Source organism: Janthinobacterium sp. NKUCC06_STL (genome assembly GCF_019345455.1).
GTDB lineage: Bacteria > Pseudomonadota > Gammaproteobacteria > Burkholderiales > Burkholderiaceae_D > Janthinobacterium > Janthinobacterium rivuli.
On the sequence record NZ_JAHKQY010000001.1, the window covers coordinates 1,368,958 to 1,394,560 of the forward strand.

23 protein-coding genes are annotated in these 25,603 nt (G+C 65.2%); 2 read left to right on the top strand and 21 right to left on the bottom strand.

Annotation, left to right across the window (positions count from 1 at the left end; all coding sequences use genetic code 11):
• Window positions 1–4: 4 nt before the first annotated feature.
• The 20 genes from KO539_RS06210 to ybaK all read right to left on the bottom strand — a co-directional run bounded on the left by KO539_RS06210 (window position 5) and on the right by ybaK (window position 20,408).
• The gene (locus tag KO539_RS06210) at window positions 5–1,393 is read right to left on the bottom strand and encodes an ethanolamine ammonia-lyase subunit EutB (RefSeq protein ID WP_219307882.1); all 1,389 of its coding nucleotides are present in this window, start codon (window positions 1,391–1,393) and stop codon (window positions 5–7) included.
• A gap of 43 nt (window positions 1,394–1,436) precedes the next feature.
• Window positions 1,437–2,900, bottom strand: coding sequence for a TIGR01777 family oxidoreductase (locus KO539_RS06215; RefSeq protein ID WP_219307883.1), 1,464 nt, complete (start codon window positions 2,898–2,900; stop codon window positions 1,437–1,439).
• Window positions 2,897–3,535, bottom strand: a complete 639-nt coding sequence (locus KO539_RS06220) for a DUF4166 domain-containing protein (protein WP_219307884.1) — start codon at window positions 3,533–3,535, stop codon at window positions 2,897–2,899. The genes KO539_RS06215 and KO539_RS06220 overlap by 4 nt, the downstream gene beginning before the upstream one ends.
• The gene (locus KO539_RS06225; RefSeq protein WP_219307885.1) at window positions 3,532–4,086 is read right to left on the bottom strand and encodes a GbsR/MarR family transcriptional regulator; all 555 of its coding nucleotides are present in this window, start codon (window positions 4,084–4,086) and stop codon (window positions 3,532–3,534) included. The genes KO539_RS06220 and KO539_RS06225 overlap by 4 nt, the downstream gene beginning before the upstream one ends.
• 67 nt (window positions 4,087–4,153) lie before the next feature.
• Window positions 4,154–5,272, bottom strand: a complete 1,119-nt coding sequence (locus KO539_RS06230; protein WP_374106342.1) for a fatty acid desaturase — start codon at window positions 5,270–5,272, stop codon at window positions 4,154–4,156.
• On the bottom strand, window positions 5,269–6,384 hold the full coding sequence (locus tag KO539_RS06235; protein WP_257626120.1) for a sterol desaturase family protein: 1,116 nt from the start codon (window positions 6,382–6,384) through the stop codon (window positions 5,269–5,271). Before KO539_RS06235 ends, KO539_RS06230 begins: the two co-directional genes overlap by 4 nt.
• On the bottom strand, window positions 6,381–7,019 hold the full coding sequence (locus tag KO539_RS06240; protein WP_219307887.1) for a phosphatase PAP2 family protein: 639 nt from the start codon (window positions 7,017–7,019) through the stop codon (window positions 6,381–6,383). Before KO539_RS06240 ends, KO539_RS06235 begins: the two co-directional genes overlap by 4 nt.
• Entirely contained in the window at window positions 7,016–8,311 is a 1,296-nt protein-coding gene (locus KO539_RS06245) for a F390 synthetase-related protein (protein WP_219307888.1), read from the bottom strand. The genes KO539_RS06240 and KO539_RS06245 overlap by 4 nt, the downstream gene beginning before the upstream one ends.
• A complete protein-coding gene (locus KO539_RS06250) occupies window positions 8,308–9,138 on the bottom strand; it encodes an MBL fold metallo-hydrolase (protein WP_257626121.1) in 831 nt (276 codons plus the stop codon). Before KO539_RS06250 ends, KO539_RS06245 begins: the two co-directional genes overlap by 4 nt.
• Window positions 9,131–10,168, bottom strand: coding sequence for an NAD(P)-dependent oxidoreductase (locus tag KO539_RS06255; protein ID WP_219307890.1), 1,038 nt, complete (start codon window positions 10,166–10,168; stop codon window positions 9,131–9,133). Before KO539_RS06255 ends, KO539_RS06250 begins: the two co-directional genes overlap by 8 nt.
• Window positions 10,169–10,178: 10 nt before the next feature.
• Window positions 10,179–11,159, bottom strand: a complete 981-nt coding sequence (locus tag KO539_RS06260) for a 3-oxoacyl-[acyl-carrier-protein] synthase III C-terminal domain-containing protein (RefSeq protein WP_219307892.1) — start codon at window positions 11,157–11,159, stop codon at window positions 10,179–10,181.
• A 50-nt stretch (window positions 11,160–11,209) separates the two neighbouring features.
• Window positions 11,210–12,118 (bottom strand): ion transporter, encoded by a 909-nt coding sequence (locus KO539_RS06265; protein ID WP_219307894.1) that lies wholly within the window; start codon window positions 12,116–12,118, stop codon window positions 11,210–11,212.
• 80 nt (window positions 12,119–12,198) lie between these two features.
• Window positions 12,199–13,950: a cation:proton antiporter gene (locus KO539_RS06270; RefSeq protein ID WP_219307896.1), complete on the bottom strand. Its 1,752-nt coding sequence runs from the start codon at window positions 13,948–13,950 to the stop codon at window positions 12,199–12,201.
• A 111-nt stretch (window positions 13,951–14,061) separates the two neighbouring features.
• On the bottom strand, window positions 14,062–15,294 hold the full coding sequence (locus KO539_RS06275) for a metal-dependent hydrolase (protein ID WP_219307898.1): 1,233 nt from the start codon (window positions 15,292–15,294) through the stop codon (window positions 14,062–14,064).
• Window positions 15,295–15,396: 102 nt separating this feature from the next.
• Window positions 15,397–17,058 (bottom strand): GDYXXLXY domain-containing protein, encoded by a 1,662-nt coding sequence (locus KO539_RS06280; protein ID WP_219307899.1) that lies wholly within the window; start codon window positions 17,056–17,058, stop codon window positions 15,397–15,399.
• Entirely contained in the window at window positions 17,055–18,014 is a 960-nt protein-coding gene (locus tag KO539_RS06285) for a DUF2157 domain-containing protein (protein ID WP_219307900.1), read from the bottom strand. Before KO539_RS06285 ends, KO539_RS06280 begins: the two co-directional genes overlap by 4 nt.
• 37 nt (window positions 18,015–18,051) lie before the next feature.
• A complete protein-coding gene (locus KO539_RS06290; protein ID WP_219307902.1) occupies window positions 18,052–18,342 on the bottom strand; it encodes a DUF427 domain-containing protein in 291 nt (96 codons plus the stop codon).
• A gap of 70 nt (window positions 18,343–18,412) precedes the next feature.
• Entirely contained in the window at window positions 18,413–19,084 is a 672-nt protein-coding gene (locus KO539_RS06295; RefSeq protein WP_219307904.1) for a DsbA family oxidoreductase, read from the bottom strand.
• A gap of 90 nt (window positions 19,085–19,174) precedes the next feature.
• Window positions 19,175–19,819: a glycerol-3-phosphate 1-O-acyltransferase PlsY gene (gene plsY, locus KO539_RS06300; RefSeq protein WP_232730721.1), complete on the bottom strand. Its 645-nt coding sequence runs from the start codon at window positions 19,817–19,819 to the stop codon at window positions 19,175–19,177.
• 97 nt (window positions 19,820–19,916) lie between these two features.
• Entirely contained in the window at window positions 19,917–20,408 is a 492-nt protein-coding gene (gene ybaK / locus KO539_RS06305; protein ID WP_219307907.1) for a Cys-tRNA(Pro) deacylase, read from the bottom strand.
• Window positions 20,409–20,445: 37 nt separating this feature from the next.
• On the opposite strand from ybaK, the gene KO539_RS06310 reads away from it, so the two are divergent.
• Entirely contained in the window at window positions 20,446–21,417 is a 972-nt protein-coding gene (locus KO539_RS06310) for an endonuclease/exonuclease/phosphatase family protein (RefSeq protein ID WP_219307909.1), read from the top strand.
• A 20-nt stretch (window positions 21,418–21,437) separates the two neighbouring features.
• On the opposite strand, the gene KO539_RS06315 is transcribed toward KO539_RS06310, so the two are convergent.
• Complete coding sequence (locus KO539_RS06315) at window positions 21,438–23,969, bottom strand: EAL domain-containing protein (protein ID WP_219307911.1); 2,532 nt, start codon at window positions 23,967–23,969, stop codon at window positions 21,438–21,440.
• Between the two features lie 391 nt (window positions 23,970–24,360).
• On the opposite strand from KO539_RS06315, the gene KO539_RS06320 reads away from it, so the two are divergent.
• On the top strand, window positions 24,361–25,602 hold the full coding sequence (locus KO539_RS06320) for an efflux RND transporter periplasmic adaptor subunit (protein ID WP_219307913.1): 1,242 nt from the start codon (window positions 24,361–24,363) through the stop codon (window positions 25,600–25,602).
• The last annotated feature ends 1 nt before the right edge of the window (window position 25,603 follow it).

The following is a 25,603-nucleotide window of genomic DNA, read 5'->3' on the forward strand; positions in this document are numbered from 1 at the left end:
CCTCCTAGTCGCCCAGGCGCAGCAGGGCCGCCTGGAAAGCCGGCGCCAGCGCCGAGTGCAAGCGGCCCTGCGCATCCGTGATCCGCATGCGCGCCAGCCAGGCTGCGAATTCCGGCGCAGGGCGCAAGCCCAGCACGCGGCGCGCATACAGGGCGTCGTGGAACGAGGTGCTCTGATAGCCCAACATGATGTCGTCCGCGCCCGGCACGCCCATGATGAAATTGCAGCCGGCCACGCCCAGCATGGTCAGCAAGGCATCCATGTCGTCCTGGTCCGCTTCCGCATGGTTGGTGTAGCACACGTCGCAGCCCATGGGCAGCCCGAGCAGCTTGGCGCAGAAATGGTCTTCCAGCCCCGCGCGCATGATCTGCTTGCCGTCGTACAGGTACTCGGGGCCGATGAAACCGACGACGGAATTGACCAGCAGCGGCTGATACGCGCGCGCCACCGCATAGGCGCGCGCCTCGCACGTCTGCTGGTCCATGCCGTGGTGGGCGCCGGCCGACAGCGCGCTGCCCTGCCCCGTCTCGAAATACATGACGTTGTTGCCCACCGTGCCGCGCCCCAGCGACAGGGCCGCCGCCTGCCCCTCGGCCAGCAGAGACAAATCGATGCCAAAGCTGCGGTTGGCCGCCTGCGTGCCCGCCACCGACTGAAACACCAGGTCGACGGGCGCGCCGCGGCGTATCGCCTCGATCGTATTGGTGATGTGGGTGAGCACGCACGACTGGGTGGGAATTTGGTACTGGTCGATGACGGCGTCGAGCAGGTGCAGCAGCGACACCACCTGCGCCACGTTGTCGGTGGCCGGATTGATGCCGATCACGGCGTCGCCGCTGCCCAGCAGCAGGCCATCGAGGATGGAGGCGGCAATCCCCGTGGCGTCGTCCGTCGGATGGTTCGGCTGCAAGCGCGTGGATAAACGGCTTTCCAGGCCCAGGGTATTGCGAAAGGCCGTGACGACCTGGCACTTGCGGGCCACCAGCACCAGGTCCTGCAGGCGCATGATTTTCGAGACGGCGGCCGCCATTTCCGGCGTGATGCCGGCGGCGACGCGCGCCAGCGTTGGCGTATCCGTCGCGTCATCGAGCAGCCAGTCGCGGAAATCGCCCACGCACAGGTGGGAAATAGGTGCAAAGGCGGCGCGCTCGTGAGTGTCGATGATCAGGCGCGTGACTTCATCGTCTTCATACGGCACCAGCGCCTCGCTGAGAAACAGCGATAGCGGCACGTCGGCCAGCGCCAGCTGCGCCGCCACCCGCTCGCGCGCGCTGGCGGCCGCCACACCGGCCAGCACGTCGCCCGAACGCAGCGGCGTGGCCTTGGCCAGCAGCTCCTTCAGACTGGCAAACTGGTAAACATGGCTGTCTATCGTATGGCTGAAGCGGGGCATAGATTGTGCTCCAAGGCATCCCAATGGCCCATTCTACGCCAGGCTACAGGCTGCGCAGCGCCCCTTCCAGCTGCGGGTAGCGGAAGACAAAGCCGTCGGCCAGCAAACGGCGCGGTGCGACCCTTTGGCCTTCCACCAGCAAATCGGCCTGCTCGCCCAGCAAAGTGCGCATGAGGAAGGCCGGCGTGGGCATGACGCTGGGGCGATGCAGCACGGCGCCCGCCACCTGGGCGAAACGGCGCTGCGCGATGGCTTCCGGCGCGCAGAAGTTATACGCGCCGCTCACTGCCTGCTCTTCGCTGCGGCGCGCCAGATGGGCGATGCCGCGGATCACGTCGCGCACGTGCACCCACGTGACCCACTGCTTGCCGCTGCCGAGCGGGCCGCCCACGCCGAAGCGGATCGGCAGCAGCATCTGCGGCAGCGAACCCTGATGGCCGAAGACGAGGCCAAAACGCATGCAGCCCACCTGCACGCCAAATTTCTCCGCCTGGCGCGCGGCCGCTTCCCACTCCTGGCACAGCTGCGACATGAAGATGGCTTGCGGCGCGCTCTCCTCCGTCAATTCCGTCTGATCGCAATGCGGCTGCACGCCGTAGTAACCGATGGCCGATGCCGACAGCAGCACTCTTGGCTTGTGCTGCGCACGGGCGATCCACGCCACCAGTTCCTGCGTCAGCGCCACTCTGCTGCGGCGCAAGGCCGCCTTGCGCGCGTCCGTCCATCGATGCCCGACGATGCGCGCACCGGCCAGGTTGACCACCATGTCGATGCGCTGCGCATCCGCTAATTCGTCGAACGACTGGATGCAACGCACCTGGCCATTCAAGGTCCACGCGGCGTGCTTGGGCTGGCGCGTCAGCACCGTCACCGCGTGGCCGTCGGCCAGCAGGGCGCTGACCAACTGCTGGCCGATGAAACCCGTGGCGCCCGTCACCAGCACGGACTGCGGCGTGCTGGCAAAGCGCAGCTGTTCCTCTTGCTCTGCCGTCTCTTGCACTTGGCGCCGTCCCAGCTGCCACACGGCATACGCGTCGCGCAGGCCGGACAAACCCACGCCCACGCCGCACAGGGCCAGGAAGACGCTGAGCCAGCCATACGGCTGCCACACGAGGGCCGTCGGCAAGCTGGCCCACTCGCTGCTGTTCAGGGCCAGCAGGGAGATGAAGGCGCCTGCGTTAATCGCCAGCACCGTGTGCGTGACCCGCTCCGTGGCGGGCAGGAGGCGGGTCTGGTCTTCCACGACGAAGTCCCACAGGGTCAGCACGATTTCCACACCAAACACGATGACCAGCACCCAGGCCCAGGCGCCATGCCACTCCCAGGCCGCCAGTCCCACGAACAGCAGGCTGTAGATCAGGGCGCGCGTGGCATGGATCGTCAGCTCCAGGCGCGCCGACGCTTTTTGCGGCAGCGCTTCCGTGATTTCATGGTGGTAGATGGTGTCGAAGGCGCCCAGGCAGCCTTGCGCCGCCATCAGTTGCAGGGCCAGCAAATGCGTATTCATGGTGTCTCCTTTTCCGGTGCGGCCGATTCGCGGAACACGCCGGCCTGCGTAAACGTGGTGCCGAACAGGGCGTGGCGAATCTCGATGCGGATGTTGAACTGCTGTGGCGTCTCGTTGCGGTGGCACAGATAGGTCTTGCCGGGCGTGAGTACGCCGGGTAGCGGCATGCGCCAGCCGAAAAGATCGAGGAAATAGCCGTCGCTGGTGAAGTGCAGGTTGCCGTCTTCCACGTGCAGCACCAGCTTCATGCCCAGGCCCATGCCCACGTATTCGAGCACTTCACCTTTTGCGCTTTCGGCCATGTAGGAGGTGAAGCGGATCGGTGCGCGGCCATGCAGGCGGTAAGTGCGCTGCTTGAAGATGAAGGGGCAGCCGGGACGCGAATAGACTTCGATATCGACGGGGAAATCGTGGTCGTCATACGGGATCAGGGCGCCGTCGATGAAGGGGCGCGTCAGCCAGCCGAGGAACTTCCCCAGGCGCGAGCTCGTGAGTTCACTGAGCTCACCCCGGTAGTACAAAGGCTGGCCCGGCGCGGGATTTTTCTCGAAGCGGCGGCGGATGTCCGGGTGCAGGGTCAGCCATTGCTCGCCCATCACCTTCTTGAACAGTTCTCCTTCCGAGGGGCCGCTCATGATTTTGCGCGCTTGCCAGGTTTGTCGTCCGGGCTGAGAAACTTGGCCACCTTGCCACCCATCGACAGCATGCGCTGCAAGGTCGCTGGCGGCAAATTCTTGTAGTCGCTGTAGGTGCTGCTGAGCATTTCCAAAAACGCCAGCACTTCGCCCATGCGCTCGAGCGTCGCCGGTGGAATGGCCGCATCGTGCTCGCCCTCGATCGCGCATTCGCGCAGCACCGTCAGGGTGGGGTCGATCTCGCGCCGCTTACGCTCCTCCATGATGACACGGAAGATTTCCCACACATCCTGCAGGGCGACGAAGTGGTCGCGCCGGTCCCCCATCACGTGCGTGATGCGCGCCAGGCCCCAGCTTTGCAATTCCTTCAGGCTGTTGCTGACGTTCGAGCGGGCCACGTTCAGGCTGGCCGCGATGTCTTCCGCCGTCAGCGGTTCATTCGCCAGGAACAGCAGCGCGTGGATTTGCGCCACCGTGCGGTTGACGCCCCAGCGGGTGCCCATTTCCCCCCAATGGAGAATGTACTTTTGCGTGGTGGGACTCAGTTCCATGATTTTCTCTTATTTCTGTCGTTACAGAAATGTAAGACAGAACAGAAACCGAGTCAAGCGCGATTCGTCAGGACTGTGCGGGCGGCTGGCCCATGGCGCGCAGGAATTGCTGCTGCGAGGCGTGCAGCTGGCCGTAACCGAGTTCGCGGTAGACGAGACCGTGGCGCGGCGCCAGTTCGGCCAGGATGCGCGCCAGCGCCGGGTAGTGGCGGTGGTTCCAGGTGGGGAACAGATGATGCGTCAGGTGCAGATTCAGGCCGCCCAGCCAGTAACCGAGCCAGCGCAGGGCGCGCGGTTTTGGCGTCCAGTCGCAGGCCGTATAAAACGTGTGCTGGTACCAGTCGTGCGGCAAGGTGCCGTCTGGCCCCGGCTGGAAAAACTCCACTTCGGCCCAGTGCGTGCCGAGGATCAGCGCCACCAGCGCGCACGAAGCGATCATCTGGCCCACGAAATACGCGCCCAGCACCACGTTCCAGGCGATGCCGTGCTGCTGCAGCACCCACATGGGCAGCGCCAACACCAGCGCCACGTGGCCCAGCTTCCAGCCCAGGAACGACAGCCAGCCGCGCCAGCCCTGCAGCCGGCTGTGCGCGGCCACGGGTGTCTTGCCGAAGCGGTCCAGCCAGTCGCCATACCAGTTCAGGTACGGCAACGACAGGGCCGCCACCACGGGCCAGTACAGGTATTGATAGCGGTATTGCGGCGACCAGCGTTGGAACGGCGTCTGGCGCAGGAAGGGATTCGGTTCCGTGTCGAGGTCATAGCCTTCCACGTTCGCATACGTGTGATGGAAGTGCACGTGGCGGATGGTCCAGAAATCCGTGTCCACACCCACGGGCAAGCCCACCAGGCGGATCAGCATGCGGTTCAGGCGTCCCTGGCGGAAGACGGCGCTGTGGGCCGCGTCATGCAGGGTATTCATGGCCAGCGCCATGGCCGCGACCAGGCAGGCGACATAGCTGGCGACAAACGGCCAGGTGCTGCCGGCGCTCAAGGCCAGCGCATACAGCCCCGCCGTCAGCGCGGCCAGGAACACGGTCTTTGCATGCAGGCGCGCGTCGCCAAAGCGGTGCCGTCCTTCGCTGGCGAGATAGGCGTCGGCGCGCGCGCGCAATTCGCGGCGGAAGGCGGAATCGCGGGCGGGCTGGAAGCGCAGCGGCGGCAACGAAGGCACAGGCTGCGTCACGCGCGCGTCTCCGCTGCCGCCGGCCACCACAGGCGGCGCGCGCCATCGAGGCCATGCGCCAGCAACGCGGCCAGGAACACCATGCCCCACGCATCGCGTGCGCCATACCAGCCCAGGTACAGGGCCGGCATGGCCAGGGCGATGGCCACCCAGGCGATGGCGCCCCAGCGGCGCGCGTCGGACAGGCCGCCCAGCGCCAGGGTGCCGCCGAAGATCAGTGCGAACAGGATGGCCTGCTGCGCGCCGGCCAGCACCGCTTCGTGGTTGACGTAATAGATCACCAGGCCAAACAGGATCACGCCGCCGATGCCGATGAACAGTTCGGGCACCTCGAAAGTGCCGCGCGACTGCCAGTGGGGAAAGCGCGCGCGCAGCCAGCTAAATAATTTGCCGTTGCTGGCCAGGAGCGGGTTGTGCGTGGGTGTCATGCCCTTCACGCCATAGCGCATTTCCACGCCCTCGAGTTCGGGCTGGAAGCTGCCGAACAGCCGGTCCCATAGCAGCAGGGTGCCGCCGAAATTGCGGTTGATGTAGCGCTTGTCGGTGCCGTGGTGCACGCGGTGGTGCGACGGCGTGATCATGAAACGATCGAGGATGCCGGACTTGTTCACCAGCGCATTGTGGTTGTAGAGCTGCACCGTGTAATGCAAGGACGAGACGACGAGGAAGATTTCCAGCGGCACGCCCAGCACGGCCAGGATGGCGATGAAGGGGAAATTCGTCAGCGACGAATACCAGGAATTGCGCACGCCCAGCGACAGGTTGAAATGCTCGCCTTGGTGGTGCACGACGTGCACGGCCCACAGCAAGGGAATCTTGTGGTGCAGCCGGTGCATCCAGTAAAAGCACAGATCCCAGGCAAAAAACGCGAAGATCCATTGCGCCGCCACGGGCCACTGGTCGACGATGTGCAGGTTCACATGGCGCAGCAGCAGGGCGAAGGCCGCCACTTCCACGCCGCGAAATACCCACATCAGGATATGGCCGGAATTGAGGTTGAAAATGACGTCCTTCCACGGCACGGGCGTCTTGCGTACCCATTTGAGTATCAGCAGTTCGGCCAGCACGAAGGCCAGCATGATCAGGAACGACAGGGCAAAAGGATTCATCATGGTGCGGTTTTGATGGAAACGGCGCGGCGGGCAGCCAAGGATACCTGCATTTTCGCCAGCATGCCGCCAGCGATGCCGACAGCCAGGCCGGCGGCCAGGTCGATGCTCACGTGCCGGCGCAGCGCGATGATGGCGTAGCAGATGGCCACGCCCAGCACCACGGACAGCGCGGAGCGCAGCAACTGGCGTTTGTCGCACAAGGCCCACACGCACAGCAAGGTCAGGGCGCCATGCAGCGACGGCAGGCAGTTTTGCGTGGAGTCCGCCGCCTGCAGCATGCGCAGCGCCTGCGTGCTCCAGGCATTCCCGTCACCCACGGGCGGATACGCAAGCGTGGTCGGATACAGCAGGAAGACCACGCCGCAGGCCAGCGCCGAAAGCGCCATGGCGCGCGCCAGCCAGCGCACGCGCGCCGCATCGGCCGCCAGGTAGGCGTAGGGGATCAGGATGAAGAAGGACAGGTACAGCCAGATGGCAGAGTCGCTGTAGGGGATGGCGCGGTCGATGGCCGTCTCGGGCAGCAGCACGCCCTGCCCTTGCAGCAGATCGCTGGAAAAATACACGAGGCCGACGCTGCCCCAGCCGGCCAGCAAATGCAGCAGGCGGCTGCGTACGGTCATGGAAGAAGGGTTCATGCGGTCGCAAGACGCCGGATGCGGCGCCGTTTCATGGTGGGATCAAAGGGAGGCAGTTCGCGGCTCGTCGTCCAGGCCAGGCCGTCGGCGGCGACGCCCAGGCCGCGCAGCACCGCTGCCAGATGTTCGCGCAGGGCGGCCAGGCCGGCATCGTCCAGCGCCGCATGCAGCTGCAAGGCCGCTTCGCCCGTTTGCGCCAGGCGGTAATCGGCGTCCGCCGGCAAGGCTTGCGCGAAGGCACGCGTCAGCACGTCGGCAAACACGGCGACGGGGGCACCGCCGCGTGCAGAGGGAAGCAGCAGCATGTCGTCGCAGCGTCCTTCGATGCCGTCGATGGCGCGCGTGGCGCGGCCGCACGGGCATGGCGTGGCGCGCGCGATCAGGATGTCGTCCAGGCGGTAGCGCACGATGGGCTGCGTGATGCGCGTAAAGTCCGTAATCACCGGCACGAAGCGACGTTCTTCCGCATCGAGCCACTGCGGCTCGATGTGCACGTATTCTTCGTTCAAATGCAGCACGCCGTGTTCGCAGCTGCTGGCAAGGAAACCCTCGGTGGCCTGGTAGATTTCATGCACGGCGCCAAACGCCTGCACGATCAGCGCGCGGTCCTGGGCTTCCAGCACTTCCGCCACCGAGATGACTTTTTTCGGCGCCAGCGCCAGGCTGCCATCGATCACGCGCAAGGCCAGCTGGCGCAGCACCTGGGCCGGCGCGACGATGACGGAGGGTTGATAGCGCGCCAGCTGCGCACACAGGCTGTCGAAGGGCTGAAACAGATCGTAAAACGCAAAGGTCAGCCACGGCGAACGCACGGCCGTGTACAGATTGCTGTTCGCGCGCAGGAACAGCGCGACCTTTTCACCGGAAAACAGGCCGTCGGGCAGCGCCTTGGCCAGCATCACGCCCGCCCATTGCGCCTTTTCGCGCGGGCTGACGGTAAACACGGCGCGCTTCGACGACGTGCCCGACGACAGCCCCACCGTGATGTCGCCGACGGCCGGCGTGAAGTCGCGGCTATGCTCGGCCGCCATGGCCGCGTCCATCGCCTGCGCCAACGTCACCCCTTGCGTGTTCATGGCGTCGAAATGCTCGAGCATCAGCGCCTTGTTCATCGTCGGCCACTGCGCCAGGGGCAGCGCGCGATAGGGAGCGAAATAGCGGCTGCGCGCGCACAGCACCTCGATGAAACGGGCCAGCTGCCGCTGCTGGTAGGCATCGAGCTGCGCGCGGTCCGTAAAACGCAGGCGGCGCGTGCGCCAGTACGACAGCAAGAGCCAGACAAGACGCTTCACGGGCGGCCCGCCACAGCGATATAGTCGAGCGTGTCTTCATGCGTGATGCGGATCTGCGCATTGCCCGACTGGTGCAACTGGTGCAGGCGATTCAGGGTTTCATAGTACGGCGCGCGCTTGTGCTGGATGATGAACGACAGTTCCGAGGGGCCGCGCAGCTGCTGGAAGCTTTCCGGCACCCAGGCCGCATCCGACGCCAGCAAGGTCCAGCCGCCATCCTGCAGCACGAAGGCGCCCAGATGGCCGAGGGCGTGGCCGGGCAAGTCGACGATGTAAATCTCTCCCGTGCCGCTGACGTCGCGCCCGTGCGTGAATGGCAGCAGGGCCGACGGCAGGGCCGTTTCGGGCACGCTTTCCACGAAATCGAGGCGGTCCGCGATATCGTTCGGCAGCAGCTCGGGCACGAAGGCCTGGCGCACGGCGGCCACGCCGGACAGGCCGCGCACCGCATCCCAGCCCGTTTTCGAGGCCATCAGCCGCGCGCCGGGAAAATCGCGCATGCCCGCAATATGGTCGGCATGGAAGTGCGACAGCAGCAAGGTGTGGATGTCGCCGGGCGACACGCCATGCGCGCGCAGCTGGCCCTGCAGCGACTCGTTCTCGGCGAAGAAAATCGGCGTCACCCACGCGTACATGCGATATACGCCTTTCGACGTGGCGGTGCGGAAGTGTTCGGCGTAACCGGTGTCCCACAGGTACAGGCCCGCGCGCGTTTCGATCAGGTAGGCACGCGAGGGGAAACAGCGGCTGGCCAGCCCGCTGCCTTTCAAGACCATGCACGAAGGATGGGTGCAGTGGCCGACGCGAAACACGGTGATCCTAGCCATTGCGCTCCTTGCCCACCTTGTGCGCCGCCGCTTCCTGGCGCATCCACTGCGCCGTGCGGGCGATGCCTTCCTGCAGGCTGACGATGGGACGGTAGCCGAGCACCTTGCGTGCCTTGGCGTTATCGAGCGTCATGTCGAAACTGAGCGCGCCGATGCTGTAGGGCGTCAGCGATGGTTCGCGGCGGGTAAAACGCGAGGCGAACTGCATCAGGCGCGCGACCACCGCCAGCACGCGGTACGGCACGCTGACGATTTCGAACGGCTGCTGCAGATGGTCGCAGAACAAGGTGCGCAAAATGTCGCACAGGCGCGCCGGTTCGCCATTCGTGATGTTGAAGGCGGCGCCGGACGCGATGGTCTTGTGCACGGTGGCCAGCCACATCGCATGCACGACGTTGTCGACATAAGTGATGTCGATGCTGGCCGCGCCGCCGTTGGGCAGGGGCAGCTTGCCACCGCGCTGTTCCAGCACCCGCGCCAGGCGCGGAATCAGCACCTGGTCGTGCGGGCCGAAGATGGCGCGCGGGCGCAGGATCACGCACGTCATGCCGCGATGGCGGTCGACGCAATCCTGCACCAGTTTTTCCGCCATCGCCTTGCTGCGCGCATACGCGTTGACGAAGGCGTCGGGACGGAAGGTTTCCGGCACCTCGTAACGGTTGCGGTAATCGAAATAGATGGCTGGCGTGGAGATGTGCACGAAGCGCGCCACGTGCAGGCTGGCGGCCGCGCGCAGCAGCTGGGCCGTGGCCGTGACATTGGCGGCGATGAAGTCGCGCTCGGCACCCCAGGGCGAGGACAGCGCGGCGCAGTGCCAGACCGTGTCCATGCCGCGCACCAGCTCATCGACCTGGCGCGGCGATGCCTGCGCCAGGTCGAGCGCCACGAATTGCGCGCCCATGCGTTCGAGTTCGCGGCCCACGGCGGCGTTGCGGCCCGTGGCGCGCACTTCCACGCCCTGCGCCAGCAGGGTGCGCACGGCATTGCGCCCCAGCCCGCCCGTCGCTCCCGTGACCAGTATCCGCCTCATCACACCACCTTCACAGGTCAAGTATCATGCCGCCGATGGTCAGGCCCGCGGCCGTGCCCATCATCAGCAAACGCTGGCCTGCCACGGCCCGCCCCGTCATCACCGCCTCGTGCAGGGCGGTGGGCAGGGACGCGGCCACCTGGTTGCCATGCGTTTCAAAGATCTTGATGATTTTAGCATCGGGGACGTCGAGGATGCGCGCCGCATGCGCGAGTCCCAGCGGGCTGGCCTGGTGCGGCACGACCACGTCGACTTTTTCCAGTCCCGCGCCCGATTCCTTCATTAGTTCCGCGAGGAAATCCGGCATCACCTTGACGGCCAGGCGGAACACGGCCTTGCCATCCATGCGGAACAGATAATCGCCCGGTTCGCAGCCGTTGCGCGGGTTGCGCTCGGTGCCGCCGCCGCGAATTTCGCAGTAGCGCCGCCCTTCCGGATACGTGCCCATCTTGTAGGCGCGGATGCCGGCGCTGCCGTCGCCCCGCTCGACGATGACGGCGGCGGCGCCGTCGCCAAAGATCATCGACGCTTCCGGCTCGCTCCAGTCGACGCCGCGCGAGGCGAGGTCGGACGAGACGATGGCGATGCGCCGGTAGGCGTCGCCGGCCAGCATGGACGCGGCCACGCGGAAGGCGGCCATGAAGCTGAGGCAGCTGGCGTTGACGTCGAAGCTTTGCGTGCCTGGCGGCAAGCCCGCATGGTCGGCCACGAAGCAGGCCGTGTTCGGCAAGGCCTGCTCGGGCACGCCGTTGGCGCAGATCAGCAAGTCGATGTCGGCCGGACGCAGGCTGGCGTTCTTCAGCGCGTCGAGCAGGGCGGCGGCGCCCAGCTGGCTTTGCGATTCATCGGGCGCGGCGACAAAGCGCGACAGCACGCCGCTCTTGCGCAAGGTGTAGCCAGCCGGATGGCCCAATGTCAGGTCCAGGCTGGCGGAGGTAACGCTGTGCGACGGCACGGCTTTGCCCGTCGCGATCAGGCGAACTGGAATCATGTTGGCCTTAAAAAAAGTAAAGTAAATACGGTTGATGAACGGTTGATGCGCTAGTCGCGTGCCAGCGGCGGCAAATCCACACCGCAGTTCTTGCAGAAATTGGCATCGTCATCGAGCCCTTCTTTCAGGCACGTGGGGCAGGTACGCGTGGTGACCAGCTTGGAACTGCGCTGTACCGTCATTTCCGCGCTGATAATGCCGGTAGGCACTGCCAGGATACCCCAGCCGAGCAACATCATCATCGAAGCGATGGTGCGCCCGATATCGGTCTTCGGCGTGATATCGCCGAAACCCACCGTGGTCATGGTGCTGATGGCCCAGTATATCGACGTGGGGATACTGCTGTAACCGTTCTCCGGCCCTTCCACGACGTACATCACAGTACCCAACAGAAAGACCACCATCATGACAAAAGACAGGAAAATGAGGATCTTGCGCCGGCTGGCCAGCAAGGCACGCCCCAGCACCGTGTATTCATGCACATACGACGTGAGCTTGAGGATACGGAACATGCGCAGCAGGCGCAAAATACGCACGTCGATCAGCACGTGCGCGCCCGGCAGCAGCAAGCCGATGTAGGTCGGCACGATGGCCAGCAAATCGATAATGCCGAAAAAACTCTTGGCATAGCGCACCGGATGCTGCAGGCACGCCAGGCGGGCAAAATATTCGATGGTAAATAAAATGGTGAAAAACCATTCCAGCGCCGTCAGCCAAGTGCCATAGCGCTCGGCCACGGAGGCGACACTACTGAGCACGACCACCGTCACGCTGATCAGGATGGCGGCGATCAGCAGCAAATCGAAGGCGCGGCCCGTGCGCGTTTCCGCCTCGAAAATGACGGTGTACACCTGCTCGCGCCAGCCCCGCTCGGGCTTGCCATATTTTTGCTGCGTTTCCTGCGCCGCCAGCTGCTGCGGCGTCAGGGGCGCCGCTCCGCTCTTCGTCGCGGCTTTCATGTGGTTGGTGTGCTCATATACTATTATTGTATAGATAATTTACAAAGCACGGCGACACGCACGATTGCCTGACAACAACACTACGACAGCTTCTTCGCCAGCAGCACGGCATTGCGCCGCTCGCGCTCGGCTTGCACGATGTCCGTCGTGCGCGCTTCCGACAGGCCCACCGTGTGCAGCACGGTGGCCGTCAGCTGCAGGGCGGACTCCAGCGCCTCGGGCACGACCAGGGTGGCGCCCGCTTGTATCAGGGCCACGGCATGCGCCTCGTCACGGGCCCGCGCATACACGGGCAGCTGTGGATATTCGCGGCGGATCGATTTCACGGCGTGCAGCACGGAGGCCGCATGGTCCATGGTCAGCACCACGGCGGCAGCCCGGTCGGCATTGACTTTTTGCAACAGTTCCGCGCGCGACGCATCACCGAAATATACGGGGAAACCGCGCGGATGCAAGGTCGTCACCAGGCGCGCATCATTTTCAATCGCCACATACGCGATATCCTGCTCCGTCAGCACCTTGGCCAGCAACTGCCCCACCCGGCCGAATCCGGCGATGATGACGGTGCTGCCCTGCGGCGGCGGCGCGCCGTGCGCCAGGTCGGCCAGCTGATGGTGGTGGCGCTTTTCCCACCAGTTGCCGAACGCGCGCGCCGCCTTGGCCAGCGCCGGCGTGGCGAACAGGCTCAGGCCCACCACCAGCATGACGAACTGCGCCACCTGTGGGCCGATCAGCTTGGTACCGAGCGCATACGCGACAACGATAAAGGCGAACTCGCCGCCCTGCCCCAGCAGCACGCCCGTTTCCACGGCGCGCCCCCAGTGAAAGCCGCCAATGCGGAAAATCACGCTGATGACCAGGGTTTTCACCGCAAACAGGCTCAACACTGCAAGCGGAATCAACACGGGCGACTTGAGGATTTCGCGCACGTCGATCTGCATGCCCACGGACATGAAGAACAGGCCCATCAACAAGCCCTTGAACGGTTCGATCGTCACTTCCACTTCATGGCGAAATTCCGTTTCCGCCAGCAGCAAGCCGGCCAGCAAGGCGCCCAGCGCCATCGACAAGCCCGCCAGGTACGTCAGGCCAGCGATACCGAGGGTGCTGAGCAGGGTCAATGCCATGAACACGTCGGGCTGGCGTTTCTTGACGAAAAACTGGAACAGGGGGCGTATCACGCGGCGGCCCAGCAGATAGATCAGCAGGATGGCGCCGGCCGATTTCACGGCCGCAAAACTGAGCAGATACGCCAGGTCGTCGCTGCGCCCGCTGGCGAACACGTCGATCAGGATGAACAGCGGCACCACCATCAAATCCTGGAACATCAAAATGGAAAATCCCGCCTGGCCGGCCGGCGTCTGCAGCGAGCGCTGGTCGGTCAGCAACTGCATCACCACGGCCGTGGACGACAGCGACAGCACCAGGCCCAGCACGATGGACGCTTCCAGCGACAGGCCAAAATAATACACGACGCCGCCGATCAGGCAGGCGCTGACGGCCACCTGTCCCACGCCCGCGCCGAATACCCAGCGCCGCAGCGCCCACAGCCGTTCCGTCGACAGTTCCAGGCCGATCATGAACATCAAAAACATCACGCCCAGCTCGGCCAGGCCGCTGACCTGCTCGGCACGCACGAACGAGAAATACGTCAGCCACGTGAAGTCGCCGGCCCACAGGCCGAAACCGAAGGGGCCGAACAGGGCGCCGACGGCCAGGAAGCCGAGCACCTGATTGACTCTCAAGCGTTGCAATAGCGGAATAAAAATCCCGGCCAGGGCGAGAAACAGCAGGGTTTCCCGCAAATACGGTAAGGCGTGTTGCTCTTCCAAAATAATCCTAACTCAATGATATTCATGCTGAATTGGCAATTATTGCATGCTGGGCCTTGGCAAAACAGGCTCACACGCGATATTTTTTCCCAAGAGCAACATCTCCGCTCTCTATTTCGGCGGCGCCAGCATGTCGGCGCGGGGGCGGTCCCAGCCCGGCACATAAGCGGGACACGGCCGGTTGCGGAACTGCTGCAGTTCCACGGTGGTGAAATTGGGCAGCATGCCGGGGTTGAAACGCACGTCCGTCAGCTTGTCCGCATTCAGTCTGGGCATGCGGGCAAAGCGGAACCAGGCGTCGACATAGCAATTGTCTTCCTGCAAGGCGCGCAAGGCGGCCAGGCTGCCCGCCGCTTGGGCGGAGACGGCAATGCCGGGCGCCAGTTGCCGGCCCTGCTTGCTGGTTTCGGCCAGGCCCGCCGGGCAGGCGGCGGGCGCCAGCGATGCGGGCAGCAGGCTCAAGGTGCCGCGCCGCAAGGTATACACGTCCGTCTTGCTGTCGAGCGAGACATAGATCCAGCACAGCGGGTTGCTGGGAAACGCCGTCATCGACACGTCCCACACGCGCGTGCCGGGATCGAGCCGCTGCACGGCCGCCTCGATGCGCGTACGGCCGAGGGCCGACGCCACGCCCTGCGTGCCGATAAAGGTGGCGGCCAGCGCGAAAGCCAGCAGCAACGGCCCGCGCCCCCGCTCGCCGGCCCGCCCTTGCAGCACGGCCAGGATCACGCCCAGCCCCAGCAGCACGGCCAGCGAAGCCGGCGCCAGATAGGTTTTATAGGTGAAGAAACACAGGGCCGCCGCCAGCCCCGCCAGCAGCACGCTTTTGACGATGCCGTAGCGCAAGGACATGATCACGGGCACGCCCAGCAGTACCCAGAACATGGGTTCGACAATGAAGACCATGTCGCCATACAGCCAGCGGCTGTCAAATGGATAAAACGGGTGCAAGCCATAGGAATTGAGGAAATCCATGCTCATGTGCAAGCAGAATCCCAGCAACAGACAGGCGGCCAGGCCGATGCGGGCGGGCACGCTTTCCTTGAGTAGACGGCGCGCGCCGGGCCATAGCAGCCACAGCAGGGCCAGCAAGAGCAGCGCCTGCGGCAAGGCCAGCAGCAAGGTGTGCGTGTGGCCACGGTGGTGCAACATGTAGCCGAAGGGGCGCGGCAACAGTTTTGTCAGCACCAGGTCCAGGTCGGGCGCGTTGCTGGCAAACCATGCCGAAAACAGAAACAGCGCACGCCGGGTGCGCTGTGCGGGTGCCTGCGGCTCGGGCGGCAGGCTGCGGTGTACCAGTTCGCCGACCCCGAGGCCGATGACCGAATGCGTAATATTATCCATCGGGCAATTTTACAGGATGCGGCCACCCCAAGAGCAAAGGCTGGGGTCGTACCCTCAGGGTACGACCCCGGATTCTGCCATTGGGTTTGTTCAATCAAGCGGCTACAGCGCCTGTAAATCTTCCCCACGCATGCCCACCAGCAAGGCGCGACCATCAGGCAGCACGCGGAACTCGCCATAGCGGGCCTTTTCCCAGCGCGCCGCCTCGCCTTCCTTGAAGAACCAGGCATCGCTGACCAGCACCCAGTTCCCATCCTTCGGCGTCAGTTCGAGCAGGAATTCGCCGGGCGCCAGCGCCTCCCTGGTGTACGGGCGCAGCAGTTCCGCCACGCCGCGTGCATCGCGCGTGGCCACCACGAGGGGCCGGCCAGGTGCCCGCTCCACGCTGGCCAGGGTGGACAGCACGCCCAGGTTGACGAAATTGAGGCGCATGTAGTCGCCCTGCATCAGCGAGCGGGGATCGACCGGTTCCAACGCCACGAAGATCGCTTGTCCTTTGGCAATCAGCTGCTCTTTTTGCCAGATGCCGCCATTGGCGACCAGCAGCACCAGCAGCAAGCCGCCCAGCACGCCCAGGCGCGCGGCGCGGCGCTCCAGGACCACGTCCGCCGGTTTGCTTTCCACCAGGTGCAGCACTGCGCCGCGCGTGGCCAGCCACGACAGCGCGCACAGCACGGCGCCGGCCACGGCCAGCAGCGCCGCCTTGCTGGCCAGCGGCCAGGCCAGCTGATAATAAAAACTGCCGATGATCCACGCCGCCGCCAGCGCGGCCGCCACGGCCACGCGCGAGCGCCCGCTCGTCACGCAATACGCGAGGACCAGCAGCACGGGTCCCAGCGCCGGCATGAACCAGGACAGCACGATCAGCACCAGTGCCACGCCGATGGCCGGCAACTGGCGCAATGCGGGCCAGCGCCATCCCGTCCAGGCAGCCGCGGCCGCGGCCAGCACGAGCGACACGCCATTCAAGGCTTGCGCATACCAGGCGATACCCTGGTGCCGCGTCACTTCGCGCGCCACTTCGCCAGCAAAGCCACCGCCCAAGGCGCCGCCCAGCATGAAGGTCATGCCGGACCAGAAGACCAGCCCCAGCAAGATTGCCAGGACCCACCCCGTCGACAGCGATTCCAGGAAGGCGGCGACGGGCGCGCCGCGGCCGTCGTTGAACGCTTGCTTCTGCAGCCAGTGGGCGGCCAGCCAGAAGGCCAGGGCCAGCATCCAGGCAAAATACAGCTCCGTGGGGTCGTTCTCGAAAATCCAGTCGCGCGTGCTATCGACGATGCCCAGCCCCAGCAAGCCGCAGGCGACCAGGCCCAGCAACACGCGCAGCCAGTCGCGCGGCAAGGCGGCGGCCACTATCAGACATGCCAGACACAACAGCAGCGACGCCGTCTGCGTGGAATAGTCGCGGTACAGGGCATAGCCGAGCAAGCCGCCGCCCACCAGCAGACAGGGCACGGCCAGCTGCTCGACGAACAGCGCCACGCCGCGCGCGCGGATCAGCAGCACGGCCACCACCAGCACGATGGCGGCCACGACATACGCGCCGGGACCGTGGCGCACGACGCTTTCCAGCCCCACGCCCAGCGCAATCATCAGGGGAATGGCGGCCAGCCAGGCGCCGAAGGCCGTCATCAGCACCAGCGGCCACGGCCGCACATCCTGCACGGGACGGGTGGCGTTGGGCGGCAACAGGCCGGCGCGCGTGGCGTCGTCGATCAGGGTGGCGAGCGCGTCGGTTCGCTGACTATTCACATTGTTCATGCCGCCTCCCGGCGCGTGCGCCACAAAATGCCCTGCACGGTCAAGGCCAGCAGCACGGCGGCCAGCAAGCCCAGCATGGCCAGCGCGCCCACGCCATCGCCCTGGCCATTGAACAGCACGTGCGTCAGCCCGCCCACCAGCAAGGTGTTGATACCGAGCGCGACGGCGCTCAGGCCGAACACGTCAAAGAACCGGCCGGTGGCCAGCAGGACGCCGGCGACGAGCAGCAAGCCCAGTCCGGCCCAGTACGGTGATTCGATATCGTGGCCGAACAGGGCGCTGACGGCCGTGCCCGTGATGAGGATGGTGGCCAGCACCAGGCCCAGGCGCAAGGCCCAGCTGCCCGCGCCCGTCCAGCGCGCCAGCAGGGGCGAGACAAACGCACAGGCAAGCAGCACGGCCAGCCAGCCGCTGACGAAAATGCTCAGGTCGGCCGAATCGATGCGCCAGCTATGGCGCGCCTGCGCCTGCATCCACAGGGTGGCGGCCGTCGCCAGTATCAGCATCCACGGCGTCCACAGCACGTCGCTGCGCGCGACAAAACACAGGGGCAAGGCCAGCACGGCCCACAGGGCGAACAGCTGCCACGGATCGGCGCCCGTCTGGTACGTCTGGCCGAAATATGCGAACAGGCCGCCGATGGCCAGCAAGGCCAGCAGCAATAAGGGGACTTTCGCCCTGGGCACGGCAAACGCGCCCACGCAAGCGGCGGCCAACACCGCTTGCAGCAGGGCGAAGCGGCCCATGCGGCCGAAGTCTTCCCAGTTGGCGGCGACCCAGCAGATCAGCCCCATGCCCAGCAGCACGGCGCCCAGTACGGCCACGCCGCGCGGCAGCCAGTAGGCCAGGCGAGCCGGCTCGCGCTGGAAGCCGGCCACTTCCTGCAACTGCCGGGTTTGTTGGGCATCGAGCGCATGGGCCGAGGCGAGTTGGTACACGGCGAGGCGTAAATCCATCGTCTGCTTTCTTTATCGGGAAATTGGGGGAGCCAGGTCAGCGCTCGACGCTCACGCCACGCCAGAAGGCGACGTGGCCGGCAATTTGCCGGGCAGCGTCCTTGGGCTCGGGATAAAACCATGCCGCGTTGGCATTCGTCTGGCCATCGACGACGAGGTCGTAATAGCTGGCCGTGCCCTTCCACGGGCAGACGCTCGTGTGGCTGCTGGGACGCAGGTAATCCTGCGTCACTGCCGATAAAGGAAAATATACATTGTTTTCAACGACTTGCACCTGCGCATCGGTGGCTTGCGCGATGACGGCGCCATTCCAGCGGGCTGTTGGCATTTGACTATCCTCCTTCTGCGCCGAGTGTAGCGCAAAAAGTCCGCCATGGCGCGCGCCATTGGCGCCTGGTTCAGGCGCCCGCGATGATCTGGCGCAAGGCTTGCTCGAACACTTCGGGCGGCTGGCCGCCGGAAATCAGGTGCCGCTCATTGATGATGACGGCCGGCACCGAGTTGATGCCGTTCTGCTGGTAGAACTGCTCCTGCGCGCGCACCTCGTCCGCATAGACGCTCGATGCCAGCACCTCGGCCGCTTTCACAGGGTCTAGCCCCACCTTGCCTGCCACGGCCAGCAGCACCTCGTGCGAAGACGGATCCTGTCCCTGCGTGAAATAGGCATCGAACAGCGCCATTTTGAGTTCTTTCTGGCGCCCTTCCAGAGCGGCCCAGTGCAGCAGACGGTGCGCGTCAAACGTGTTGTAGATGCGGCCGCGCTTGTCCATGGCGAAGGTAAAGCCCAGCTGTTCGCCGCGCGCACGGATGGCTTCGCGCGACTGCGCCATCTGTTCTTCGGTGGAACCGTATTTGCGGGCGATGTGTTCGCCGATATCCTCGCCTTCGGGCGGCATGTTGGCGTTCAGCTCGAAGGGCTGGAAGTGGATGTCGGCCTGGACGGTGTCTTGCAGCTTGTCCAGCGCCTGCTCCAGCGATTTCAGGCCGACCACGCACCAGGGGCAGGAAACGTCGGAAACGAAATCGATACGGACGGGGACGGGTGTGACGGGGGAAGTGGAAACAGTCATGGTGGGCAGCCTTTGCGCGAGTCGGTGGCGGCCGCACCGCGCGGCGCCGCAAGCACAGCATATGCGTGCGGGCCGCGGGAAATCAAGCGCTTACTTTTTCTTGACGGGCGCCTTGGCCGCATCCTTCTTGCCACCGATCTTGCTTTCCTTACCAGAGAGCAAGTTCGCAATGTTCTGGCTGTGGCGGTAAGCCAGCAGCACGCTCATGACGATGACGGACAGCAAGATGGGATCGACGCCGAACAGCAAGCCATAGTAAAACGGCGCGAACAGGGCCGCCACCAGCGCTGCCAGCGAGGAATAGCGAAACGCGTAGGCAATGATCAGCCAGGTGGCCAGGGTAGCCAGGCCCAGCCATGGATTGATGCCCAGCAGCACGCCAAGGGCCGTGGCCACGCCCTTGCCGCCGACAAAGCGGAAGAACACGGGCCACAAATGGCCGAGGAAGACGGCGATGGCCACAAGGGCCACTGCCGTGTCGCCCACGCCCAGCGCGGTGGCAAAATGGTCAGCCAGGAACACGGCCAGCCAGCCCTTGGCGCCATCGCCCAGCAGGGTCATGATGGCGGCGCCCTTGTTGCCGCTGCGCAGCACGTTGGTGGCGCCCGGATTTTTCGAGCCATAGGTGCGCGGATCGGCAATGCCGTAGACCTTGCTCATCACCACGGCAAACGATATCGAGCCGAGCAAGTAAGCGGCCACTGTCATTGCCACGGTTGTGATTACTGGATTCATTTCTTCCCTTTATTGTGTTTATTGCACCAGCATCGAGGCTGGCGCAGCAGAATATACACCAGCGCCCAGCCAACGGACAGGGCGGTATCCAGTTTTCTTAATCCTGCAAGGCGCACTGCACCGGCTTGGCCTTGAGCAAATCGAGCAGCACCTGCGGCGCCAGCGAGACGAGGAAACCGCGCCGCCCGCCATTGATGTAGATGCGTTCGAGCGCCAGGATCGATTCCTCGACGTACACGGGCATGGCCTTCTTCGTGCCGAACGGCGAGGTGCCGCCTATCATGTAGCCGGAATGGCGCTGCGCCACTTCCGGCTTGCACGGCTCGACGGACTTGCAGCCGATGGCGCGCGCCAGGTTCTTGGTCGACACCTTGCAATCGCCATGCATGAGCACGATCATCGGCTTGGCCGCCTCGTCCTGCATCACCAGGGTCTTGATCACAGAGTGCTCGGGCACGCCCAGCTCGCGCGCCGACACGCTGGTGCCGCCGTGCTCCTCATACGGATACGGGTGTTCATCGAAGGAAACTTGATGCTTGCGCAGCAGCTGCGTCGCCTGGGTTTCGGAAATATGCTCTTTTTTAGCCATGCGTGATACGCTGATCGTTCAGTGAGGAGTGCTAATTATGCAGGAAGAAATCCGCTTTGCCACATTCAATGTCTGCAACCTTGCCCCCGCCGGGGCGAAATTGTATGACAACCTGGAACCGTTGAGCCCGGCGCAATACGCAGCCAAGGCGGAGTGGACGGCGCGGCAGATCGACCTGCTCGACGCCGACGTGATCGCTTTCCAGGAAATTTTCTCGCAAGCGGCCCTGCGCGACGTGCTGTCGCGCACGCGCCATTACCGCGAAGCCACCGTGGCCGGCTACGACGCGATGGACCCCGCCGGACGCATGCTACCCACGGTGGCGCTCGTGTCGCGCCTGCCGCTGGCCGGCGCTGGTATTGCCTGGGCGGATTTCCCTACCGGCGTGAGCGTCTCCGCCGAGGACAACGCCTGCCGCTTTGCCCGCGCACCGCTGCATGTGCAGGTCATCTTGCCTGGCGGACAGCTCACGGACGTGGTCGTCGTGCATTTGAAATCGCGCCGGCCCGATTACCGCCATGGCGACGGCTACGATGCGGCCAGCTACGCGCTGGCCAACCTGCGCTCGCTGCAGCGGCGCGGCGCGGAAGCCGTGGCGCTGCGCATGCTGGCAAGCGAGCTGGGCCACAGCGGCCGTCCCCGCATCGTGCTGGGCGACTTCAACGACATCGCCAATGCCGTCACCACGGCCATCGTCATGGGCGCGGGCGCGCCGTGCGAGCCGCATGGTGACATGCCGGAAATGCGCGCGCGCCTGTACGACGCCAACGCCATCCAGCTGCGCCAGGATGCCCTGCGCCACGTGGGCTACACGAATATCCACGACAGCGCCTACATGACGATCGACCACATCCTCGTGTCCGAACATTTTCATCCTGCCTCGCCGCGCGCCATCGGCGTGCTGCAGGAAGTGACTTATCTCAACGATCATTTGCTACTGGGCTTGCCGTACGCATCCGACCATGGCCAGGTGCTGGCGCGCATCAAGCTGCTGGGAAACATTGATTAACTCAGTCACTAATGCAATAACTAATGCAGCAACTTCGCCAGCGCGCTGCCCTCCACTTGCGCGCTGGCATAGCGGCCCTGGTATTGCTGGCAGCCCTGCCCGCGCAGATACGCCAGCTGCTGCGCCGTTTCCACGCCTTCGGCAATCACCGTCAATTGCAGCTCGCGCGCCATGGCGATGATGGTGGCGGCGACAGCCGTGTCGGATTCGCCGGCCGCGCCATCGGCGGCGGGCAGGAACGAGGGATCGATCTTGAGTTTATCCACCGGGTAATGGCGCAGATTGGCCAGGCGCGAATAGCCGGTGCCGAAGTCGTCGATGGCCAGCCTGGCGCCCAGCGCGCGCAGTTGCGCCAGCACGCCGGCCAGGCGCGCGCCGCCCTTCATCAGCAACGATTCCGTCACTTCCAGTTCCAGGCAGGCGGCGGGCAAACCCGACACGGCCAGCGCCTCTTGCACGCTGAGCAATAAATTATTGTGCAGGCATTGCGCCGGCGACAGATTCACGGCCACACGCCAGGCATGGCCCGCATCGTGCCAGGCGCGCGCGCGCAGGCAGGCGTGGCGCAGCACCCAGTTGCCGATCGACACCATCAAGCCGCATTCCTCGGCCACGGCGATGAAGCGCTCGGGCGGCAGCACGCCCAGTTGCGGGTGGCGCCAGCGCAACAGCGCTTCGGCGCCGAGGATCTGCCCGCTGGCGACATCGAGCGCGGGCTGGAACTCCAGCACGAATTCATCGCGGCCCAGCGCGGCGCGCAAGCCCTGCTCCAGGCTGGCCCGTTCGACGATTTGCGCATTCATCTCGGCATTGAAAAACTGGAAATTGTTACGCCCGCTTTCCTTGGCGTGGTACATGGCGATGTCGGCGTTGTGCACGAGGGTCTCGATGCCGTCGCCATCGCTGGGAAAGATGGCCACGCCGATCGAGGTCGACACATGCAGTTCGTATTCGCCCAGCTGATAGGGCTGCGTGACGGCATGCAGCAGGCTGGACGCCACGTGGGCCACCTGGTCAATGCCGCCCACCTCGGACAGGATGATGACGAACTCGTCGCCGCCATGCCGGCTGACCGTATCGACGCCGCGCACGCAGCGCACGAGGCGCCGCGCCACTTCCTTGAGCAGCAAGTCGCCCACGTGGTGGCCCATGCTGTCGTTGATGTGCTTGAAGTGGTCGAGGTCCAGGTACAGGATGGCCAGCATGCTCAGCTTGCGCCGCGCGGCCGCCAGCGACAGCGACAGCCGGTCCAGCAGCAGCACCCGGTTCGGCAGGTCGGTCAGGAAATCATGCTCGGCCAGGTGGCGCGTGTGCTCCTCGTTTTTCTTGCGCTCGCTGATGTCGCTGAGGATGGCCAGGTAATTGCTCAATTGCCCTTGCGAGTCGCGGATGGCCGTCAGCGACAGCCAGGCCGGGTAGCGCCCGCCCGCCTTGCGCTGGCCCATGATGTCGCCTTGCCAATAGCCGTTCGCCTCGACCTCATCCCACACGTGGTCGAAAAACGCGGGCGCATCCGGTTCCACGCCCTGCAGGACGAAGGGTTTGCCCAGCATGTCGTCCAGGCTGTAGCCGCTGATCTCGCTGTACGCGGGATTCATGCTGACGACGCGCTGCTGCGGGTCCAGCACGACGATGGCCTCGCGCGCATGCTCGACCACCTGTGCCGACAGGTACAGGGCCCGCTCGGCCAGCTTGCGCGAGGAAATATCGCGGATCACGGCGTAAAACAGATAGCTATGGTCGAGCGTGACGGACGTGAGCAGCACTTCGCCCCAGAACAGCTGGCCCGTGCACGTCTGGTAACGCCAATCGTAGCGACAGTTGCCGTCCGCGTGGGCCTGCGCCGCCAGCTGCGTGCCGCGCAACGAGGACAATGCGCCATCGGGCTGGCGCAAGGGCGAAAAGTCGCTGAGGCGGCGCCCCAGCAGCCGTGTCCGGTCTTCGCATTGAAACAGGGCGATGGCGGCCGGATTCGCTTCGGCGATATGCTCGTCGCGCAGCAGCACGATGGCGTCGGCGGATTTCTGGTACAGCTGGCGGAAATTGTCGCCCATCAACAACAAAGCGCCCTGCGCCGCGCCATCCTGGCCACTGGCCGTGATGTCGACATCGATGCAGACCACTTGCCGCACGTGTCCGGACTGCATGACGGGGAATACGGTGGAACAGATGCAGCGCGGCGAGGCCCCGTCGGCGCCCAGCTTCCACAGGCGCGTGCTGCGCGCCTTGCCGCTCTCCCACACGGCCGCCAGTTCGCCGGCAAGCTCCTCGGCCACGGTGGCGGCATCCGGCAGCGCGGCGGCTACCCTGGCCCACGGCTGGCCCAGCGCCAGCTCGGCCGTCACGCCATACAGGCGCGCGGCGCCAACACTCCAGTAGCGCACGATGCCATCGCGGTCGATGCCGCGCACGGCCAGGCCCGGTGCCTGCTCGACGGCGGCAACGATGATGGACAGCAAATCGAGCGCCTTGCCGGCCGCGCCCGCCTGCGGTTCGGCAGCGGCCAGCAAACGGCCCGGCGACGGGGCGGCTCCGGCAATCCGATCAGACATCAGCCCCCCGTGGCGCGGCCGCGCGGCAACCGGCGGACGTATGGCCTGTCCGGTGGCGCAACCATCCCGACCATTCTTGCGCGCCGGCGAATCGGCTTCTTGAGGATGCGCAAGCATCGTGACGTGCGCGGCGTCGACACGGGCAAGTTGGTTCCGGTCGCCGTTTTTTGCATTCCAGCCCCGATTTTGTGCAATCTGTCGCACGGGTATGGCGGCCGGACTTGAATCTTCCTAAAGTGGCAACATGCGCATCGCCGTGAACGGCCGCAGCGGCAGGCGTGCTGCCTGCGGCCGCCACGGTGATGCGCTACCCCGAATTCTCCCGGCCAGCGACAGGCCGGCCATACCGAGACCTGGCGCCGAAGCCCTGCGCCGCTCCTGAAAAAAACCTATGAAAAACGAGACCCTGCCCCCCGCCTCCCCCCTTGCCGCCACGCGCCGCCGGCGCTGGCGCACCCCCGTGCTGATCCTCGTCGTGCTGGGCCTGGCCGGCGGCGGCTGGACGGTGATGCAATCGAAGCAGCAAGCCGCCAAGGCGGCCGAACTGCAGGCGAGCAAGAAGAAGGAGCAGGAAAAGACGCCCGTGCATGAACTGGCGCAAGGCGACGTGGCCGCCATTGCCGCGCGCGCGCTGTCCATCAGCCTGCCCCTGTCCGGTTCGCTGGCGCCCGTGACCCAGGCCACCATCAAGGCCAAGGTTTCCGGCGTGATCGAGGCAACCACCTTGCAGGAAGGCCAGCAAGTGGCGAATGGGCAAATCCTCGTGCGTCTGGACGCGGCCGACCTGCGCGCCCGCCTGACGCAGCAGCAAGCCATGCTCGACGAAGCGCAGGCGCGATTGTCGATGGCCGGCAAAAATGAAGCGAATAGCCAGGCCCTGCTCAAGCAAAAATACATTTCGCAAACAGCCTACGACACGACGCAAAACTCGGTCGACCTGGCGCGCGCCAATGTGAAGTCCGCCGCCGCGATGGTCGACATCGCCCGCATCGCGCTGGCCGACACCGTGATCCGCGCGCCGATGGCCGGCATCGTCAGCAAGCGCCACCTGCAGGCCGGCGAAAAAGTCTCGCCCGACATGCCCGTCTACACCATCGTCAACCTGGCGCAACTGACCCTGGAAGCGCCCGTGCCCAGCGCGGAAATCCCCCGCATCAAGCTGGGCCAGGACGTGCACTTCAAGGTCGACGGCTTCGGCGCGCGCGACTTCGCCGGCAAGGTCACGCGCATCAACCCCACCACCGAGAGCGGCTCGCGCGCCATGCTCGTCTACATCGCCGTCGACAATGGCGATGGCGCGCTGCGCGGCGGCATGTTCGCCAAGGGCAGCATCGTCACCGAGCGATCAAGCGTGGCGCCGCTGGTGCCGTTGACGGCCGTGCGCAATGAAAAGCAGGGGCCCGTCGTGTATGCGCTGGTGAACAACAAGGTCGTCGCCCAGCCCGTCACCCTGGGCTTGCGCAACGAGGATGAAGGCTATGCGGAAGTCAAATCGGGTCTCGTGCCGGGCGCGAAAGTCATCATCGCCAAACTCGATGGCGTCAAGCCGGGCCACAGCGTGACCTTCGCCGCGCCAGCCACCTCCCCCACCGCGCCCGCCACACCGGCAGCCGTGCTGGCACGGAAGGATTAAG